General features: G+C 34.1%; 18 protein-coding genes. 15 read left to right on the top strand and 3 right to left on the bottom strand.

What is annotated here, in order from left to right; translation table 11 throughout:
- The first annotated feature begins 14 nt into the window (after positions 1-14).
- Both ACIQ2Z_RS02695 and ACIQ2Z_RS02690 read left to right on the top strand, forming a co-directional pair.
- Positions 15-839 (top strand): thymidylate synthase, encoded by an 825-nt coding sequence (locus tag ACIQ2Z_RS02695; protein ID WP_396182628.1) that lies wholly within the window; start codon positions 15-17, stop codon positions 837-839.
- A 6-nt stretch (positions 840-845) separates the two neighbouring features.
- Positions 846-1640, top strand: coding sequence for an energy transducer TonB (locus ACIQ2Z_RS02690; RefSeq protein ID WP_396182627.1), 795 nt, complete (start codon positions 846-848; stop codon positions 1638-1640).
- A 52-nt stretch (positions 1641-1692) separates the two neighbouring features.
- Here the strand turns inward: ACIQ2Z_RS02690 and ACIQ2Z_RS02685 are convergent, their stop codons facing one another.
- Positions 1693-1989 (bottom strand): isoamylase early set domain-containing protein, encoded by a 297-nt coding sequence (locus ACIQ2Z_RS02685; protein WP_396182626.1) that lies wholly within the window; start codon positions 1987-1989, stop codon positions 1693-1695.
- Positions 1990-2236: 247 nt separating this feature from the next.
- Here ACIQ2Z_RS02685 and ACIQ2Z_RS02680 point away from each other — a divergent pair, with 247 nt between their 5' ends.
- From ACIQ2Z_RS02680 to ACIQ2Z_RS02665, 4 genes are all read left to right on the top strand, one after another.
- Positions 2237-2569: a 2TM domain-containing protein gene (locus ACIQ2Z_RS02680; protein WP_396182660.1), complete on the top strand. Its 333-nt coding sequence runs from the start codon at positions 2237-2239 to the stop codon at positions 2567-2569.
- 14 nt (positions 2570-2583) lie between these two features.
- On the top strand, positions 2584-3066 hold the full coding sequence (locus tag ACIQ2Z_RS02675; protein WP_396182625.1) for a dihydrofolate reductase: 483 nt from the start codon (positions 2584-2586) through the stop codon (positions 3064-3066).
- A 575-nt stretch (positions 3067-3641) separates the two neighbouring features.
- Entirely contained in the window at positions 3642-4373 is a 732-nt protein-coding gene (ubiE, locus tag ACIQ2Z_RS02670) for a bifunctional demethylmenaquinone methyltransferase/2-methoxy-6-polyprenyl-1,4-benzoquinol methylase UbiE (protein WP_396182624.1), read from the top strand.
- Position 4374: 1 nt separating this feature from the next.
- Positions 4375-5076 (top strand): porin family protein, encoded by a 702-nt coding sequence (locus ACIQ2Z_RS02665; RefSeq protein ID WP_396182623.1) that lies wholly within the window; start codon positions 4375-4377, stop codon positions 5074-5076.
- Here ACIQ2Z_RS02665 and ACIQ2Z_RS02660 read toward each other — a convergent pair.
- On the bottom strand, positions 5063-5800 hold the full coding sequence (locus ACIQ2Z_RS02660) for a TrmH family RNA methyltransferase (RefSeq protein WP_396182622.1): 738 nt from the start codon (positions 5798-5800) through the stop codon (positions 5063-5065). The two genes, ACIQ2Z_RS02665 and ACIQ2Z_RS02660, sit on opposite strands and share 14 nt — an antisense overlap.
- Positions 5801-5836: 36 nt before the next feature.
- Here ACIQ2Z_RS02660 and ACIQ2Z_RS02655 point away from each other — a divergent pair, with 36 nt between their 5' ends.
- From ACIQ2Z_RS02655 to accD, 3 genes are all read left to right on the top strand, one after another.
- Positions 5837-8395 (top strand): BamA/TamA family outer membrane protein, encoded by a 2559-nt coding sequence (locus ACIQ2Z_RS02655; RefSeq protein WP_396182621.1) that lies wholly within the window; start codon positions 5837-5839, stop codon positions 8393-8395.
- A 120-nt stretch (positions 8396-8515) separates the two neighbouring features.
- On the top strand, positions 8516-9583 hold the full coding sequence (gene fbaA, locus ACIQ2Z_RS02650) for a class II fructose-bisphosphate aldolase (RefSeq protein ID WP_396182620.1): 1068 nt from the start codon (positions 8516-8518) through the stop codon (positions 9581-9583).
- A 70-nt stretch (positions 9584-9653) separates the two neighbouring features.
- Positions 9654-10508 (top strand): acetyl-CoA carboxylase, carboxyltransferase subunit beta, encoded by an 855-nt coding sequence (gene accD / locus ACIQ2Z_RS02645; RefSeq protein ID WP_396182619.1) that lies wholly within the window; start codon positions 9654-9656, stop codon positions 10506-10508.
- Between the two features lie 59 nt (positions 10509-10567).
- Here accD and ACIQ2Z_RS02640 read toward each other — a convergent pair whose 3' ends face one another.
- On the bottom strand, positions 10568-11821 hold the full coding sequence (locus ACIQ2Z_RS02640) for an ABC transporter permease (RefSeq protein ID WP_396182618.1): 1254 nt from the start codon (positions 11819-11821) through the stop codon (positions 10568-10570).
- A 224-nt stretch (positions 11822-12045) separates the two neighbouring features.
- On the opposite strand from ACIQ2Z_RS02640, the gene purH reads away from it, so the two are divergent.
- Genes purH through rodA form a run of 6 tightly spaced genes read left to right on the top strand, consistent with a single transcriptional unit; the run spans position 12046 to position 19145 of the window.
- Positions 12046-13572 (top strand): bifunctional phosphoribosylaminoimidazolecarboxamide formyltransferase/IMP cyclohydrolase, encoded by a 1527-nt coding sequence (gene purH, locus ACIQ2Z_RS02635; protein WP_396182617.1) that lies wholly within the window; start codon positions 12046-12048, stop codon positions 13570-13572.
- A 56-nt stretch (positions 13573-13628) separates the two neighbouring features.
- Positions 13629-14657, top strand: a complete 1029-nt coding sequence (locus ACIQ2Z_RS02630; RefSeq protein ID WP_290858577.1) for a rod shape-determining protein — start codon at positions 13629-13631, stop codon at positions 14655-14657.
- A 58-nt stretch (positions 14658-14715) separates the two neighbouring features.
- Positions 14716-15540 carry a rod shape-determining protein MreC gene (gene mreC, locus ACIQ2Z_RS02625; RefSeq protein ID WP_396182616.1) on the top strand — a complete coding sequence of 275 codons (825 nt, stop codon included), beginning with the start codon at positions 14716-14718 and terminating at the stop codon, positions 15538-15540.
- Positions 15533-16042: a rod shape-determining protein MreD gene (locus ACIQ2Z_RS02620; protein ID WP_396182615.1), complete on the top strand. Its 510-nt coding sequence runs from the start codon at positions 15533-15535 to the stop codon at positions 16040-16042. Before mreC ends, ACIQ2Z_RS02620 begins: the two co-directional genes overlap by 8 nt.
- Entirely contained in the window at positions 16039-17892 is a 1854-nt protein-coding gene (gene mrdA / locus ACIQ2Z_RS02615) for a penicillin-binding protein 2 (protein ID WP_396182614.1), read from the top strand. Before ACIQ2Z_RS02620 ends, mrdA begins: the two co-directional genes overlap by 4 nt.
- Positions 17892-19145, top strand: coding sequence for a rod shape-determining protein RodA (gene rodA / locus ACIQ2Z_RS02610; RefSeq protein WP_396182613.1), 1254 nt, complete (start codon positions 17892-17894; stop codon positions 19143-19145). Before mrdA ends, rodA begins: the two co-directional genes overlap by 1 nt.
- Positions 19146-19149: the final 4 nt, after the last annotated feature.

The following is a 19149-nucleotide window of genomic DNA, read 5'->3' as shown; positions in this document are numbered from 1 at the left end:
ATTTTTACAATTAAATGAAACAATACCACGATTTAGTTAAACATGTTTTAGAAAACGGGACCCAAAAAGGCGACCGCACAGGCACAGGAACTAAAAGTGTTTTCGGTTATCAAATGCGTTTTGATTTAAGTGAAGGTTTCCCAATGGTTACTACAAAAAAACTACATTTAAAATCAATTATTTATGAACTTTTATGGTTTTTAAAAGGCGATACAAATATTGACTACTTAAAAGAAAACGGTGTGAAAATTTGGGATGAATGGGCCGATGAAAATGGCGATTTAGGTCCGGTTTACGGGTACCAATGGCGGAACTGGAACGGTGACGAAATCGACCAAATAACAGAATTAATCGAAACATTAAAGAAAAATCCGAACAGCAGAAGAATGTTAGTTTCCGCATGGAACCCATCCGTTTTGCCGGATACTTCCAAGTCATTTGCAGAAAACGTTGCCAATGGCAAAGCAGCACTTCCACCGTGTCACGCGTTTTTCCAATTTTATGTAGCGGATGGAAAATTAAGTTGCCAATTGTACCAGCGAAGTGCCGATATATTTTTAGGCGTACCCTTTAACATTGCTTCGTATGCATTGTTTACATTAATGGTTGCTCAAGTTTGCGATTTACAACCGGGAGAATTTATTCACACTTTTGGTGATGCTCACATCTACAACAACCATTTTGAACAAGTAGAATTGCAACTTTCACGCGAGCCAAAACCCTTACCAAAAATGATTTTAAATCCGGAAATTAAAAATATTTTTGATTTTACTTTTGAAGATTTTACGTTAGTTGGTTATGATCCGCATCCACATATTAAAGGAATTGTAGCTGTTTAAAAAATTATGAAATATATTTATTACTTTATTTTGCTTTCGATATCAGTCTTTGGACAGGATAGTAAGCACCAGGAATTTTTTCCTTTTTACGATAATTGCACAGTTGAGAAGGAATTTTATAATTGTGAAAAAGAAATTTTAAATCGGGAAATTTTAAATTTAATTACACCATCAATTGAAAATGATATAATTGCAAGTTTTAAAGATAATATGTCTGTCCTTACAATTGCATTTGTATATCAAAAAAACAAAAAAATTAGAGAAGATATTGATATTGATTTTACAAATAATGAACTAAAAGAAAAAATAAAAAAATTTCTACTAGATTTAAAACCATTAGCAAAAAATGACTCGATTGATGATTCGTTAAAAGTTAAGCGTTATGAATTTGTATTTTTAAAAAATCAAAACAATAAACTATTTATTGCAACCGATTATTTATTAATTGAGTTGAAATATATGTCAGAATTTAAATTTATCACGAGACCCTATCCCGAGGATTGCACAAATTCTATTAATATTGAGAATTGCATCAATAAATATTTTTCAAGCCATATTGTCAAAAATTTTAAATATCCTAGCAAAGCGATTAGAAAAGGAATTGAAGGAACAGTTGAATGTCAATTGTATATTGACAAAGATGGAATGATTATAATTGATAACTTGCGAGGACCTGATCAACTTTTGGAGGATGAAGCAGAAAGAATTCTAAAAAAGATTCCAAAATTTATACCCGGCACTATTAAAGGAGTTCAGGTGAAAATTCCTTTTAGTATTCCTATTACATTCAAATTGGACTAAAAAATCCGCCTATTAAAAAATAAGCGGATTCAATTCTAACTAAAATCGAAGATTAAACTGTTACCACACTGTTTTCAGCTGCAGCAAACTCGTTCCATTTGTAATCATCAGCGTCTGTATCATTGATGAATTGACCATCAACTAAATAACGGAATTCATACGAATTTGAAGCAGGTAATTCAAATGTAGCTTTGAAAGTACCGTTTTTCAATTTGCTTAATTCTCCTTCTGCCGGATTCCAGTTGTTGAAATCACCAATTACTGCAGCAGTAGTAGCTTCAGTAGCTTCTATCGAAAATGTTACTTTACAAACTGGTTTCGATTTTATAAATTGTTTCTTAATTGCCATAACTATCTAATTTTTAGAATTATGGTACAAAGTAACAAAGACAATATTGAATATCAAATAGTTAAGTATATTTTTATCACATTAACAAAAACAATAACAAAAAAAAATTATATTATTAATTTATAACACTTTAGTTTACACTTTCTAAACAGGAAAACGGTTTCGTATTTCATTATATGTAAATATCTTTTTTTTATTTTTTAAAAAATAGTACCTTTAAAAACCGAAAAACAACAATTTTATGGAAATGGATAAAGAACTACACGAAAAATATGAATATGCCCGTAGAAGATTGAAACAAAAAAAGAGATTGTATTTTCATTTTGTTTTATTCCTTATTGGAAGTTTATTTTTCTTGATAATTGAGAAATTATTTGATATCCAACCTTTTGAGGGTTGGTATTTATGGGCAGTCACTATTTGGTTTTTCTTGTTTATTCTTCATTTTATTAAAGTTTATATTACGGACCGATTTATGAATAAAGAATGGGAAAGAGAACAAATTAATCGATTGGTTGCAAAACAAGAACAACGAATCAAACAATTAGTACAAAAGGCAGAAGACGAATTGAGCACTTGAAATAATACTTCTATATGATTATAATGATTGCTGCTGCGGGAGAAAACAATGCTTTGGGCAAAGACAACGATTTAATGTGGCACCTTCCGGATGATTTCAAACGCTTTAAACAACTTACTTCCGGACATTATATAGTCATGGGAAGAAAAACGTTTGAAAGTTTTCCAAAACCTTTACCGAATCGTACTCATATTATAATAACCCGGCAAAAAGAATATCATCCCGAAGGAACTTTAGTTGTTAATAGTATTGAAAAAGCTTTAGAACTTATTCCGAAAAGTCAGGATGTATTTATCATTGGTGGAGGCGAAATTTATAAACAAGCACTTCAATTTACAGATAAAATTGAACTTACCCGTGTGCATCAATCTTTTGATGCTGATACTTATTTCCCAGAAATCTCCCCAGCCGGCTGGGAATTAATTCAAAAAGAATATCATCCGAAAGATGAAAAACATTCCATCGATTTTACTTATCAGACTTACATTAGAAAATAAAAAAAACATCCCGATAAATCGGGATGTTTAGAATCAATGTTTTCATGTTATAGAATCAGCTTATTCTAGTAGCAATATCTGATAACTTAATATAAAAATTACCACTGCCAAGAAAACTCCAGAAATGAAGATCACGACATTGGCAAACCTTTGAGAATACATCTCAAAGAAGCCTTTAATACCAAATACCACAAAGGTACTAAAAGCGAAAAAAACTAAAATTTCCAAAAATAAATTAAACCCTAAGAACGTTTGCGGCATCCCAACTTCAACTCCGCTCGTTAAAGCGAAATTGTTTATAATACTAACAAGAAGAAATGTGATAACTAGTGCCAGTAGTATCCATTTTAGTTCAGCTTTCATAACTCTTGATAACATCGTGTTTAACATTTGATTCATGATGTAAAATTGCACAATAACAAATACATACACAATACCCACTTTTAGTGATTTTTTACATATCACTAAATTTAGTGATATATTGTCTAACTAAAATTGAAAATGATTAAACAATTTAAATTTAATCATTATTGTTATACTTAGAGAATAGTTTATATTTGCCTAAAATTTTGAGTATGTCTAAAACTGTCACACCCTATAAAAATTCCAACTTAGGCAAAAAAGAACAAGTAGCACAAATGTTTGATGCCATTTCCGGAAATTATGATGGTTTGAACAGAGTTATATCGTTTGGAACAGATATAAAATGGCGTAAAAAAGTTCTAGCCATGGTAAAATCTACAAATCCGGATACAATTTTAGACATTGCTACTGGAACCGGTGACTTAGCCCTATTAATGTCGGAAACAAATGCAACCAAGATTGTAGGGTTAGATATTTCTGCAGGAATGCTTGATGTGGGCCGTAAAAAGATTGATCAAAAAAACTTATCAAATAAAATAGAAATGATTTTAGGTGATTCTGAAAAGATGCCTTTTGATGACAACACTTTTGATGCGATTACAGTTGCATTTGGAGTTCGGAATTTTGAAACTTTAGAAAAAGGGCTTTTAGAGATCTTAAGGGTATTAAAACCAAATGGAGTATTTGTAATCTTAGAAACTTCTGTACCGGAAAAATTTCCTTATAAACAAGGATATAAATTCTATTCTAAAAATATTTTACCACAAATCGGTAAGCTTTTCTCAAAAGACAATTCTGCCTATGCCTACTTATCAGAGTCGGCTTCCGTTTTTCCATACGGAGAAGCCTTAAACAATATTTTGAGAAAAATTGGGTTTATAGACGTAGTAGCACTTCCGCAAACATTTGGAGTGGCAACAATTTATTCAGCATCTAAAAAGTAAAATGAGAAAATTTATTATTCTTATCATCATAATAGCAGGTTATCAAACTAAGGCTCAATTTAAAGGAACTTTTGGTAAAGACCCCATTATTCATTTAGAAAATTTCGACAAACAACGCATCCATTGGGGTTATTTTTTGGGTTTTAACTCGTTAGATTTCAAAATTGATCAGAATACTCCATCAGAAGAAATTTTAGCAAATAATTCTATTGGATTTAATGTGGGTTTAGTTGGGGATTTATGTTTATATGAATTTTTAAACTTACGCTTTGAGCCTGGTTTATATTATACACAAAGAGACTTAACTTTCCCCGGATTTGAAGAGAAAGTGGATTATTTACGGCAAGTGAAATCAACCTATATCTTTTTCCCTTTGTTATTAAAATTTTCTTCCGTTAGAACAGGTAATGTCAGACCTTATTTAGTAGGTGGCTTTTCAACTGCTTTGAACTTATCCAGTAATTCGAAATCTACGGATGATAATTCAAACAACCGTTTTAGAATGATACAATGGACAAACTTTTATGAAGTTGGCCTGGGAATAGACCTTTATTTGGAATATTTTAAATTTTCACCCTCTATCAGAGGGGTTTTCAGTTTGAACGATGAACTAATTCGCGACAACGATCCAAACAGCCCATGGACATCTTCTGTAGAATCTATGAAAACAAGAGGAATATTTATCAATTTTACTTTTCACTAAAATTTCTTCTGAATTCACTTAACAAAATGGCTGAGGCCGTTGCCACATTTAAACTTTCCGTTTTTTGTAATTGACCAAAACGTGGAATACTTATTTTTGAAGAAATTTTACTTTCTAACGATTTACTAATTCCATTAGCTTCATTTCCTAAAACTAAAATTGCCTTTTCAGGAAGAGCTGATTCATGTACGTTTTCACCTTCCATAAAGGCACCAAAAACAGGTAAAATGCTGTTTTCTAAGAATTTATTTAAATCAGTATAAACCAAATTTACTCGACTTATCGAACCCATGGTTGACTGAATAACTTTCGGATTATAAACATCCGCGGTTTCCGGAGAGCAAACAAGTTGTTCCACACCAAACCAATCACACAAACGAATAATAGTTCCTAAATTACCGGGGTCGCGAACATCATCCAAACAAACAACTAATCCATTTAGATTAATCGGTTTAGGTTTTGGTATTCTAAAAACCGCTAAGCAATCATTAGGCGTTTTCAAACAACTGATTTTTTTCAAATCAGATTCGGCTATAATTTCAGGAATAGGGGCCTCTGAAATAGACAAATCAGGATTTGTTGTATAAAAATGCTCGACAATATAGTGCGATTGGAACAATTCTTGAATAACTTTTATGCCCTCGGCAATAAAAAGTTGGTACTCATTTCTATACTTTTTTTGCTGTAAACTAGTAATTCGTTTAATTTGATTTTTACTAAGCATAAAAAAATGTACTTTTGGATTAAAATTATTTCCCCATTGAAAAGGATTTCTGCAAAAATATCATTTATAATTTTAATTGTAGTATTATTATACGCTTGTGATTCTACAAAAAGAGTCCCAAAGGGTGAAAATCTATTAGTACACACTGAACTTATTGTAGATGGTAAAACCGTTAAAAAGGAAGAGGTTATAAATTTAATCGGTCAAAAGCCAAACACACAGTTTTTAAAATTACCATTTAGTCTATATGTCTATAATTTGGCAAGTCCGAATCCGGATTCTCTTTTTACTGAAAAATTCATAAAGGACACCCTTCGATTTCAAAGAACTTCAAGGTTATTGTCTGAAAAACAAGTATATCGTTTAGGAGAATCTTTTTTTTATAGTGGGATTCATAAATTTTTAAAAAGTAATGGTGAAGCCCCTGTTTTAATTGACGAGCTTAGAACTAAAAAATCACTGTATAAATTAAAATCATATTATTTTAATGAAGGCTATTTTAAGGTTACGGCAACCGAAAAAACAGATTCTGTTGGGTTAAAAAAAGTGAAATCTACGTATACCGTTACTTTAGGAAACCCCTATATTATTGATAGTATAACCAGGAAAATAGATTCACCTGTACTCGATTCACTCTATTTATTAACCGAAAATAGATCTTCCGTTAAAAAAGGTGAAATTTACAATTCCGGTAAGTTTGAAGAGGAGCGTAATCGATTGACGGCTTATTTCAGAAACAATGGTGTGTATAATTTTCAACAGAATTATATCAGTTATGAAGTGGATACCATTTCAACCGGAGATAAAGCCAATATCAATTTACTGATTGGCAATTATTCTTATCGTTCAGGGGATACATTGGTTTCAAAACCTTTTGAAATATTCAAAATCAGTGAAGTAAACATTTATACGGACAATCCAAACTTAAAAAACAGTTCAAAAATAACAGATACAATTACCTATAACAATTTTAATATTTACAGTTCTGATAAATTTAAATACAAACCTAAAGCGATAACAGATGCTATTTTTATTACGAAAGGTTCCACATACAGTGATTTCAGAAATAATTTATCATCCCGTTCCTTAGCGAATTTTAAGATATTTAATTATCCTTCGATTCTTTATCAGGTTAATGAAAAAGACAGTCTTTCAAACACGTTAATCGCCAACATCTACCTGAGTCCAAGGAAGAAATATTCTTTCCTTCCCTCTGTTGATTTAACGCATTCTGACATTCAGGATTTTGGAATTACGGGAAATCTATCGGCAGGAATCAGGAATGTTTTTAATGGTGCAGAGACTTTTGATATTTCGTTTAGAGGAAACATTGGTTCTTCCAGAGACAACGCCAATCCAAATAACCAGTTTTTTAATATTTCTGAAATAGGTTTAGATGCAAAACTTAGTTTTCCGAGGATATTATTTCCGCTTAACACCGATAATATTATTCCAAAAAACATGCTTCCTTCGACGCAAATCTCGGGTGGTTATGCTAAACAAAAAAACATTGGATTAGACAAAGAAAACTTAACCAGTTCTTTTACTTATAAATGGACTCCAAAAAGAAATAACTCCATTAATTTTGATTTATTTTCCATTCAGTATGTGAAAAATATTAATGTGAGTAATTATTTTAATGTTTATCAATCTTCTTATGATGCATTAAACTCTATTTCAAAAAACTATGATGTTAATACTGAATACTATGATAACGAGACAGGTGATTTAATTATAGAATCAGGGACGGATGGTTTCTTAAATGATGTTTTAGGTGAAAACCCATCTGTTTTCCCTACTGAAGAAGATTATAATGAAATTAAAAATATTGAAGACCGTAAAAGCCGTTTAACGGAAAACAATTTTATTCTATCGAGTAATTTCAGTTATTCAACCTCAACAAAAAAAGGGATATTAGACAATAATTTTTCGGTATTTCGAACCAAAATAGAAAGTGCCGGTAACTTTCTGTCGTTGTTTTCAGGAGCTTCCAATCAACCGACGGGACCAAATGGAAATAAAACAATATTTGATGTTGAATATTCACAATACATCAAAACAGAATTTGAATATATTAAACATTTTGAGTTTAGAAAAAACAGTGTAATTGCCACCAGAGCTTTTATTGGTGTAGCCATTCCTTATGGTAATTCCGATAACATTCCGTTTTCACGAAGTTATTTTGCCGGAGGTTCTAATGACAATAGGGCTTGGCAACCTTATAGCTTAGGTCCGGGTAGCAGTAATGCACAAAATGACTTTAATGATGCCAACTTAAAAATTGCCTTTAATACCGAATACCGATTTAAAATTTTCGGACAAGTTAGAGGAGCTCTATTTGTTGACGTTGGGAACATTTGGAACTTTTTAGACAATATTGATATTGAAGCAGCAAAGTTCACGGGATTGAATTCATTAGAAGATATTGCTGTTGGTTCCGGATTTGGGATTCGGTATGATTTCGGTTTTGTGGTAGCCCGTTTTGATATTGGATTTAAAACTTACAATCCGGCGAATGAAATTGGTGACCGTTGGTTTCAGGAATATAATTTCAGTAATTCTGTTTTCAATATTGGTATTAATTATCCATTCTAAAACGATATCGTTTATAAATACTTAGAAAACACGACGGAAAGGAAATGATTTTGTAGTTAATAATTTCACTAAACCTTTTTTAATTATTATTTTTGTCGTCTTAACTAATACAAATTCAACATGGCACACAACATAAAGCCGGGCATTGCTACCGGAGACCAAGTACAGGAAATATTTAGCTATGCTAAAGAAAAAGGATTTGCCTTACCGGCAGTTAATGTAATTGGGTCGAGCACAGTGAATGGTGTTTTAGAAACAGCTGCTAAATTAAATGCACCCGTTATCATTCAGTTTTCGAATGGAGGTGCTGCTTATAATGCCGGAAAAGGACTTACCAATGAAGGAGAACGTGCTGCTATTTTAGGTGCTATTGCCGGAGCAAAACACATTCACACACTGGCAGCAGCTTATGGAGCTACTGTTATTTTACATACGGATCATTGTGCTAAGAAGTTACTTCCTTGGATTGACGGTTTGTTAGATGCTTCTGAAAAGCATTTTGCTGAAACCGGAAAACCATTGTTCTCTTCGCACATGATTGATTTATCTGAAGAGTCATTAGAAGAAAATATCCATATTTGTAAAGGCTATTTAGCCAGAATGAGTAAAATGGGCATGACTTTAGAGATTGAGTTGGGTGTTACCGGTGGTGAAGAAGATGGTGTAGACAACTCAGATGTTGACAGTTCAAAATTATATACACAACCGACAGAAGTTAGCTATGCTTATGAAGAGTTGATGAAAATCAGTCCTCGATTTACGATTGCTGCTGCTTTTGGTAACGTTCACGGCGTTTATAAACCGGGTAATGTAAAATTAACTCCGGTTATTCTTAAAAACTCACAAGACTATGTTCAACATAAATTTAATACCGGACATAATCCGATTGATTTTGTGTTTCACGGAGGTTCAGGGTCAACGTTAGAAGAAATCAGAGAGGCTATTTCCTATGGTGTAATTAAAATGAATATTGATACTGACTTACAATTCGCTTTTACGGAAGGAATTCGTGATTATATGGTGAACAAAATAGATTATTTACGTACGCAAATCGGTAGCCCGGATGGTGCTGATTCACCTAATAAAAAACATTATGACCCAAGAAAATGGGTGCGTGAAGGTGAACTAACGTTTAACAAGCGATTAGAACAAGCCTTTGCTGATTTAAATAATGTGAATACATTATAACAAACCATCGATTGTTTACAATTGATACTGTTTATTACTAATTCGTCAATTATCCTTTAAAATATACTATATGGCTTGGTTTAAAAGAACAGAAAAAGGAATTCAAACCGCAACGGAAGACAAAAAAGATGTGCCAAAAGGACTTTGGTACAAATCGCCGACTGGAAAAATAATAGACCAGGATGAACTGGCTAAAAACTTATGGGTAAGTCCTGATGATGATTTTCATGTACGAATTGGCAGTAAGGAATACTTTGAAATCTTATTTGACGATAATGAGTTTAAGGAGTTAGACGCGAAGATGACCTCTAAAGACCCGCTTCATTTTGTGGACACTAAGAAGTATTCTGACCGGTTGAAAGATGCTTATGAGAAAACGGGGTTGAAAGATGCCGTTAGAACAGCCGTTGGAAAATCGAAAGGAAAGGATTTAGTGGTTTGTTGTATGGACTTTGCTTTTATAGGCGGTTCTATGGGAGCTGTCGTTGGAGAGAAGATTGCCCGAGGAATAGACTACTCTATCAAGAACAAAGCTCCATTTATGATGATCTCGAAATCAGGTGGAGCCCGTATGATGGAAGCGGCTTATTCATTGATGCAGTTAGCTAAAACCTCTGCTAAGTTAGCTCAGTTAGCTGAAGCAAAAATTCCTTATATATCATTGTGTACTGATCCAACTACGGGTGGAACTACTGCCTCGTATGCCATGTTAGGTGATGTAAATATAGCCGAGCCCGGAGCTTTAATTGGTTTTGCGGGGCCACGTGTTGTTAAAGATACGACTGGAAAAGATTTGCCGGAAGGGTTTCAAACGGCTGAATTTGTTTTAGAACACGGATTTTTAGACTTTATTTCGCACCGAAAAGAGCTGAAAGACAAAGTGAATCTCTATTTAGATTTAATTTTAAATGAAGATGTAAGATAAATGAAAATCCCGATTGCTCGGGATTTTTTTTATGAATATATTTTTCTTTTACTAATTCCTTACATCCCACTCCTAATCGCCTCCACCGGATCTAATTTAGAAGCTGAAATCGCCGGAATAATTCCTGCTATCAAACCGATGATTCCGGCTAAACCAGCCCCTAACATCATGTTTCCAAAACTCAAAATAAACTCGAAATCGAGTACGCTTGTCATGATCATTGCAATTAACCACACCATTACTAGCCCAATGATTCCTCCGATTACGGATAAGATTACGGCTTCGAACAGAAACTGAAATAAGATGAATCTGTTTTTTGCTCCCAGTGATTTTTGAATACCAATCAGGTTAGTGCGTTCTTTTACGGAAACGAACATGATGTTTGCAATTCCGAAACCACCAACCAAAAGCGAAAAACCTGAAATAATCCAACCTACAACATTCATTTGCCCCACGATATTATCAATCATGTCTGTAAATCCGGAAAGCACATTAATGAAAAAGTTGTCTATTTCAGAAGATTTTAACCCTCTGTAGTTTCTTAGTTTTTGAGTTATCTCGCCTTTGAAAGCTTCCATATCAATTCCTTTTTCAGGTTTGATTAAGATGGCAGGTGTTATATTTTCGTTGTTTTCGCCATATAACCTACGGATGAAATTCATGGGTATAAAAACTGCATTATCACGACTGTCGCCAAAAGTAGAGAAACCTTGTTTTTCTGTTACTCCAATGACCGTAAAACGTTTCCCGTACATTCTGATTTTTTTTCCCATCGCTTGTTCAGCAGAGTCGAACAATCCGTTTGCTACTTCATACCCTAAGATGACAACGGCAGTACCGGAATTAGATTCAGATTCATTAAAAAAGCGGCCATATTCAATTTTGATACCGTCAATGGCATCAAATTCGTCTGTGGTTGGCGTCACACGAACAGAACTGACCGTACGCTCTTCAAATTTTATATTCTCATTTCCTGCGAATAAATTAAAAGCCATTTTATCGACCCCATTTAATGATTTTTTCAAGTAGTCAAATTCTTCAAAGGTCACATCCGGGAATTGTTCTCTTTTCCAACGCGGAATTTCGGAAGGACCAAAGGAAAAACGCATTAAATAGATGGTATTTTTATCTAAATCGCCTAAGTCGGCTTTAATTTTTTGGTCTAAGGAATCCACCGCTGCCAATACTGCGATGATTGAAAAAATTCCAATGGTTACTCCGAGTAACGACAAAAAAGTACGAAGTTTATTGTTACGCAAGGCATTCATGGCGAAACTAAAACTTTCTTTAAGTAAACGAAGGTAGAGCAGCATTGTTTTGTTTTGTAAATGTAAATATAGTGATTGGTAGTTTAAATTGGGAAATTGTTACAGAAAATGATTGGTTTTTTGTCCTGCTTTGCAGGAGAATCCTATTTCGACTTCGTCTTTTGCGGATTGACAAAAAATGGAACAAAAAAAGGATAAAAAGTAATACGCAAATCGTTTGAAAGTTAGGTCTACAAATAGTACTTTTGCCCCTTCTAAACAACAACACAATGAATACGACAAAAACCATTCAATCAGCGTTAATTTCGGTGTTTGACAAAACGGGTTTAGAACCTATTGTCAAGCAATTACACCAACAAAATGCTATTCTTTATTCTACGGGAGGAACCGAAGAATTTATTAAAAACTTAGGTATTCCGGTAGTTCCTGTAGAAGAGGTTACCTCCTATCCATCCATTTTAGGTGGGCGAGTAAAAACACTACATCCGAAAGTTTTTGGCGGAATTTTGAACCGTCAGGATAATCCAAGTGATGTGGAAGAAATGAAAGCCTTTGAAATTCCGCAATTGGATTTGGTGATTGTAGATTTATATCCGTTTGAAAAAACGGTAGCTTCCGGTGCATCTGAAACAGCTATTATTGAAAAGATTGATATTGGGGGGATTTCCTTGATTAGGGCTGCCGCCAAGAATTTCAAGGATACCGTTATTGTTGCTTCTGTGAACGAATACGCTTATTTATTAGAATTAATTTCTACTCAAAACGGAGCGACCACTTTAGAGCAAAGACGTTTGTTAGCCACCAAAGCCTTCCATGTGTCCTCTAATTATGATACGGCTATTTTTACTTATTTCAACACCGATGAAACGATATACAAAGCCAGTATTGCTGACGGGCAAGTGCTTCGTTATGGCGAAAACCCTCATCAAAAAGGGTTTTTCTTTGGCGATTTTGAGGGTATGTTTACCAAGCTTCACGGTAAAGAACTTTCCTATAACAATTTGCTCGATATAGATGCGGCTGTGAATTTGATTTTAGAATTTAAACACAACGACCCGACTTTTGCCATTTTAAAACACAATAATGCCTGTGGTATTGCTACCAGAAGCACGATGCAAGAAGCTTATTTAGCTGCTTTGGCCGGTGATCCAACCTCTGCATTTGGTGGCGTTTTGATTGCCAACGGAAGAATTGATGAAGCCTCTGCAAAAGAAATCAATCACTTGTTTTGTGAAGTAGTGATTGCTCCCGCCTATGATGACAAAGCTCTTGCCCTTTTAGAAGAAAAGAAAAACCGTATTATATTAATGCAACATGATGTTGATTTACCCAACAAACAAGTGAGAACTTGTTTAAACGGATTGTTAGTTCAAGATAAAAACAACTTGACAGACAATAAAGAAGGATTAAAAACCGTTACCTTGACAACCCCCACTCATCAGGAAATTGAAGATTTACTATTTGCTTCCAAAATTTGTAAAAACACCAAATCGAATACGATTGTGTTTGCAAAAAACGGACAATTATTGGCTTCCGGAACAGGACAAACGTCACGCGTGGATGCTCTGAAACAAGCTATAGAAAAAGCAACTTCATTTGGTTTTGATTTGAAAGGAGCCGTGATGGCAAGTGATGCATTTTTCCCCTTTCCGGATTGTGTAGAAATTGCTCATGATTCAGGAATTACGGCTGTTATTCAGCCCGGTGGATCAATTAAAGATGAGTTGAGCATTCACTATTGCAACGAAAATAAAATTGCAATGGTATTTACAGGAACACGTCATTTTAAACATTAATTTTTTTACCTTTGTACGTTAGAATTTTATAAACCTATTTAACCCTAAACAAACGTATGGGATTTTTTGATTTCATGACCGAGGACATCGCCATTGACCTTGGAACAGCAAACACTTTGATAATTCATAATGATAAAGTAGTAATTGACTCTCCGTCGATTGTTGCTCGTGATAGGATATCGGGTAAGATTATAGCTGTAGGAAAAGAAGCTAATTTGATGCAAGGTAAAACGCATGAAAACATAAAGACCATTCGCCCATTGAAAGATGGGGTTATTGCTGATTTTGATGCTTCAGAAAAAATGATCAGCATGTTTATCAAAAGCATTCCTGCCTTAAAGAAGCGTTTGTTTACGCCGGCTTTACGCATGGTGGTTTGTATTCCATCCGGAATTACCGAAGTAGAGATGCGTGCAGTAAAAGAATCCTGTGAACGAGTAAACGGAAAAGAAGTTTATTTGATTCATGAACCAATGGCAGCCGCTATCGGTATTGGCGTTGACATCATGCAACCAAAAGGAAACATGATTGTGGATATCGGAGGAGGAACAACTGAAATTGCCGTAATTGCTTTAGGAGGAATTGTTTGTGACAAGTCCGTGAAAATTGCCGGTGACGTTTTTACTAATGATATCGTTTACTATATGCGTACGCAACACAACTTATTTGTTGGAGAAAGTACTGCTGAAAAAATAAAAATTGAAATTGGTGCTGCCATTGAAGAATTAGATACTCCACCGGATGAAATGTCTGTGCAAGGACGTGACTTATTGACTGGGAAACCGAAACAGGTTGATGTTTCTTATCGTGAAATTGCCAAAGCGTTAGATAAATCGATTCAACGAATTGAAGATGCTGTAATGGAAACCTTATCACAAACTCCACCGGAATTAGCCGCCGATATTTATAATACTGGGATTTATTTAGCCGGAGGTGGTTCGATGTTACGTGGCTTAGACAAACGAATTTCGTTAAAAACGGATTTGCCTGTTTATATTGCAGAAGATCCGTTGCGAGCTGTTGTTAGAGGTACCGGAATTGCGTTGAAAAACATTACCCGATTCAGAAGTATTTTAATCAAATAATAAGGTTTATACTGCTCTTTTTTTACTAAACGGAATTACGTAACTGAATCATTAAACTATGCAGCAGCTATTTGTTTATATTTTTAAAAACAGTACACGGTTACTGTTTTTGCTGCTTTTAGTGGTTTCGTTGGTTTTGACGATACAATCGCATTCTTTTCATCGCAGTCAGGTTATTTCTTCGGCCAATTTTGTGACAGGTGGCGTGTATGAACGCATTAATTCCGTTAACGAATATTTGAATTTAAAAACGGAGAACGAAGGATTAGCCAATGAAAATGCCCGTTTAAAAAGCTTACTTTTCAATTTTAAAGATACCACAAAAGTAATTGACAAGGAATTATTGAGCCGCTTTGGAAATTACAAAGTATTCCAATCTAAAATCATTAACAATACTTATAATGTCCATGAGAACTTCCTAACTATCAATTCAGGAAGCTTAAATGGTATTAAACCCGATATGGGCGTGATGAACAGCAAAGGTATAATCGGTATTGTTGAACATACTTCAAAAAATTATGCTACGGTGATTAGCGTGTTGAATGTGAAATCACAAATCAATGCAAAAATTAAAAAAACCAGTCATTTCGGCACGTTAACCTGGAATGGTAAAAGCACAGGGTATGTTCAGTTAATTGACATTCCGCGATTAGCCACAGTTAAAAAAGGTGATACTATAATAACGGGAGCCCAGTCCATTATTTTTCCGGAAAACATTAACATTGGAACTATTCACAAGATTTATACCGATAATAAAACAAATTACTTTACGATTGATGTGAAATTATTTAACGACATGACGAGTTTAGGTCATGTTTACATCATTGAAAATAAAGACCGGAAAGAAGTATTACAATTAGAAGCACAAAATAAAGATGAATAGTGCCGTTATCGTCAATATTATCCGATTCATTTTATTGATTTTAGCTCAAGTTGCTATTTTCAATAAAATTAATTTTTTGGGTTTCATTAATCCATATCCTTATATATTGTTTATTATCTTATATCCTGTTAACGGAAATAAAAACGGTCTTTTACTAGCCAGTTTTTTATTGGGAATCACGATGGATATGTTTAGTAATTCCGGTGGGGTTCATGCTGCCGCTTGTGTGACATTAGCTTATTTACGGCCTTCCTTTTTTAAATTTTCCTTTGGTTTGAGTTATGAATATCAAACCGTTAAAATTAATAACCGTTTAACCCCAGAACGATTTTCGTTTATTTTAATTTCAGTATTGACGCATCATATTATTTTGTTTTTATTAGAAATATTCCGCTTTAGTTTTTTCTGGAATATATTGGTTCGAACGGTTTTGAGTACTATCTTTACACTTGCCCTTTGTATCCTACTCATTTATTTGTTTAAGCCCAGTAAGAAGAATTGAGAAAAGCTATTCTACCCTCTTTAATTATATTTGCTACCCTTGTTGTTTTAGCGAGGTTGTTTTATTTGCAAATAATTGACGATGAATACAAGCTGAAATCAGAGAATAATGCCATTAAAATTGTTTATGAATATCCCGAACGCGGTTATATTTATGACCGAAAAGGAAAACTTATGGTTGCCAACCAGCCGTCGTATGACATTATGGTGGTTCCGAGAGAAATTAAAAATTTAGACACTTTAAAATTTTGTGAATTATTGAGCATCACACGAAAAGAATTTGATAAAAAAATTAAAAAAGCAACCGTTTATAGTCCCCGCTTACCCTCCGTGTTTTTAGCTCAACTCAACAAAAAAGAGTATGCCGCTTTTCAGGAGAAAATCAGAAAATTTGAAGGGTTTTATATTCAAAAGCGGTCCTTGCGGGATTATCAAGCCAATATAGGAGCAAATGTTTTTGGCTTTATCACACAAGTTAGTCCTGCCATGATTAAAAAAAATCCCTATTATAAAAGTGGTGATTTGATTGGGAAACAAGGTGTTGAGGAATATTATGAAGACTTTTTAAGAGGTCAAAAAGGCGTTAAGTATATTCAACGGGATAAATTTAATCGTGATATTGGTCCATACAAAGAAGGTATTTTCGATACTCTTTCCAAACAAGGTGATGACATCACCCTTTCCCTTGACATGGAATTACAAAAATATGGCGAATTACTGATGCAAAATAAGCGTGGTGGGATTGTAGCAATTGAACCAAAAACCGGTGAGATTTTAGCTTTAATTTCTGCCCCAACCTATGAACCTTCTCTTTTGATAGGAAGAATGCGTTCTAAAAATTACACGGCACTTTACAACGATAGTATAGCAAAACCGCTATATGACAGAGGTCTTTTGGCTGAGTATCCTCCCGGCTCACCCTTTAAAATACTTACTGCTTTGGTTGCTTTGCAAGAAGAAGTAATTGACGAACAAACAACTTATTTCTGCCGGAGAGGATTTAGTTATGGCAATCGATTTATGAAGTGTCACGATTCCGGACCTTCACAATTGCGTGATGGAATATACAAATCCTGTAATACCTATTTTGCCAATATTTATTTGAAAACCATTCAGAAATATCCAAATCCGGCAGATGGCGTTGATGTTTGGAGTAATCATTTAAAAAGTTTTGGGTTAGGCAATTTTATGGGGTATGATTTGCCACCCGGACGAAAAGGAAGTGTTCCTACTTCAAAATTATACAATAAATATTATTCCGCCGGAGGTTGGAAAAGCACTACAATTATCTCTAATTCGATTGGTCAGGGAGAAGTTTTAATGACGCCAATTCAATTGTGTAACGTGATGTGTGCCGTTGCCAACCAAGGTTATTATTACACCCCTCACATCATCAAAAAGATAAAAAATCATACTATCGATAAAAAGTTTACTACCAAACATCAAACCACGATTGACAAACAATATTTCCCTCCTGTAATTGAAGGTTTATTTGACGTTTACAATTTAGGAACTGCTTCACGATTAAAAGTTGACGGAATTGAAATTTGTGGAAAAACAGGAACGGCAGAGAACTTTACAAAAATAAACGGACAGCGGGTTCAATTGACTGACCATTCTATTTTTGTGGCATTTGCACCAAAGGACAATCCTAAAATTGCCATTGCAGTGTTTGTAGAAAATGGTTATTGGGGAGCACGAATTGCCGGACCAATTTCCAGTTTAATGATTGAAAAATATCTTAAAGGGAAAATTTCCCGAACAGATTTAGAAAAAAGAATGTTAGAATCGAGTTTGGAAAGTGAGTATGCCAAAGTGTTGAGCGGACAACCGTTTTCAATTAATAAATAATGAAAAATCAAAGTGTAGCCAATAATTTAGATTGGACGACCGTACTAATATATGGTCTTTTGGTGTTAATGGGTTGGTTAAATATTTTTTCTACTTCGATTCCTATTGAATTTACTGAATTTGATTTTGGTGATTATTATGGAAAGCAACTTATCTTTATTTTATTGACTATTCCGGTGATTATTGTCGTGCTTACCATAGATGCCAAAATTTATGAGAAATTTTCTTTTGTTTTTTACATTTTAGGAATCGTTCTCTTACTTGGACTATTCGTATTTGGTAAAACCGTAAAAGGTCAGACCAACTGGTATGGTTTTGGTTCGTTCGGTTTTCAACCGTCTGAGTTTGTCAAGACGGCAACATCCTTGCTTTTAGCAAAATACTTAAGTGATTCACAGGTTTTTTTGAAGAACACCAATCATCAACTGCTTGCCTTTGCAATTATTGGATTTCCGGTTCTATTAATCCTGTTGCAGCCTGATGCCGGAAGTGCCATGATATTCTTCTCTTTGTTTTTGGTTTTAAATCGGGAAGGATTACCGGAATGGTATTTGTGGACCGGATTTTTGGCAATTGTTTTATTTTTTGCAGCCCTTTTAATACAGCCCATTTATCTCATTGTGGTTATCGTAATTATTATGATTTTGCATTATTTGAGAGCCAGAAGAATAAACCGAATACCCCTCGCCTATTTAATTGTATTTGTAGCCGCCACATCTTTTATATTGTCCGTTGATTTTGTTTTTGAAAATGTACTGGAACCACATCAGAAAGACAGGATTAATGTTTTATTCAGTGACACTGTTGATTTAAAAAACGAAGGTTATAATTTAAATCAGTCGATGATTGCAATAGGTTCCGGTGGAGTTATTGGAAAAGGTTTTATGGAGGGAACTCAAACCAAAGGTGGATTTGTACCTGAACAACATACTGATTATATCTTTACAACCGTTGGTGAAGAATGGGGCTTTATTGGTTGTACCGTAGTTATTTTACTTTTTGTTACTTTACTTTTCAGAATCATCTATTTGGCTGAACGACAAAAAACAAAATTCAGTCGTGTTTATGGCTATTGCGTAGCTTCCATTTTATTTACACATATTTTTGTAAATATCACGATGCTTATTAAATTATTTCCGACTATTGGAGTGCCACTGCCTTTCTTTTCTTATGGAGGTTCCAGTTTGTTTGCCTTTACTATTTTGCTTTTTGTTTTTCTAAAATTAGATGCCAATAAAGTGAATGAGTGGTAAATCC

It is taken from the genome of Flavobacterium sp. (assembly GCF_044361015.1).
Lineage (GTDB): Bacteria > Bacteroidota > Bacteroidia > Flavobacteriales > Flavobacteriaceae > Flavobacterium.
The sequence above is the reverse complement of the archived record's forward strand: the minus strand, read 5'-3'. Positions and strand labels throughout refer to the sequence as shown.

Coding starts and splice junctions, on each gene's coding strand:
- ACIQ2Z_RS02695 (WP_396182628.1), top strand. CDS start 15: ATGAAACAATACCACGATTTAGTTAAACATGTTTTAGAAAACGGGACC.
- ACIQ2Z_RS02690 (WP_396182627.1), top strand. CDS start 846: ATGAAATATATTTATTACTTTATTTTGCTTTCGATATCAGTCTTTGGA.
- ACIQ2Z_RS02685 (WP_396182626.1), bottom strand. CDS start 1,989: ATGGCAATTAAGAAACAATTTATAAAATCGAAACCAGTTTGTAAAGTA.
- ACIQ2Z_RS02680 (WP_396182660.1), top strand. CDS start 2,237: ATGGATAAAGAACTACACGAAAAATATGAATATGCCCGTAGAAGATTG.
- ACIQ2Z_RS02675 (WP_396182625.1), top strand. CDS start 2,584: ATGATTATAATGATTGCTGCTGCGGGAGAAAACAATGCTTTGGGCAAA.
- ubiE (WP_396182624.1), top strand. CDS start 3,642: ATGTCTAAAACTGTCACACCCTATAAAAATTCCAACTTAGGCAAAAAA.
- ACIQ2Z_RS02665 (WP_396182623.1), top strand. CDS start 4,375: ATGAGAAAATTTATTATTCTTATCATCATAATAGCAGGTTATCAAACT.
- ACIQ2Z_RS02660 (WP_396182622.1), bottom strand. CDS start 5,800: ATGCTTAGTAAAAATCAAATTAAACGAATTACTAGTTTACAGCAAAAA.
- fbaA (WP_396182620.1), top strand. CDS start 8,516: ATGGCACACAACATAAAGCCGGGCATTGCTACCGGAGACCAAGTACAG.
- accD (WP_396182619.1), top strand. CDS start 9,654: ATGGCTTGGTTTAAAAGAACAGAAAAAGGAATTCAAACCGCAACGGAA.
- ACIQ2Z_RS02640 (WP_396182618.1), bottom strand. CDS start 11,821: ATGCTGCTCTACCTTCGTTTACTTAAAGAAAGTTTTAGTTTCGCCATG.
- purH (WP_396182617.1), top strand. CDS start 12,046: ATGAATACGACAAAAACCATTCAATCAGCGTTAATTTCGGTGTTTGAC.
- ACIQ2Z_RS02630 (WP_290858577.1), top strand. CDS start 13,629: ATGGGATTTTTTGATTTCATGACCGAGGACATCGCCATTGACCTTGGA.
- mreC (WP_396182616.1), top strand. CDS start 14,716: ATGCAGCAGCTATTTGTTTATATTTTTAAAAACAGTACACGGTTACTG.
- ACIQ2Z_RS02620 (WP_396182615.1), top strand. CDS start 15,533: ATGAATAGTGCCGTTATCGTCAATATTATCCGATTCATTTTATTGATT.
- rodA (WP_396182613.1), top strand. CDS start 17,892: ATGAAAAATCAAAGTGTAGCCAATAATTTAGATTGGACGACCGTACTA.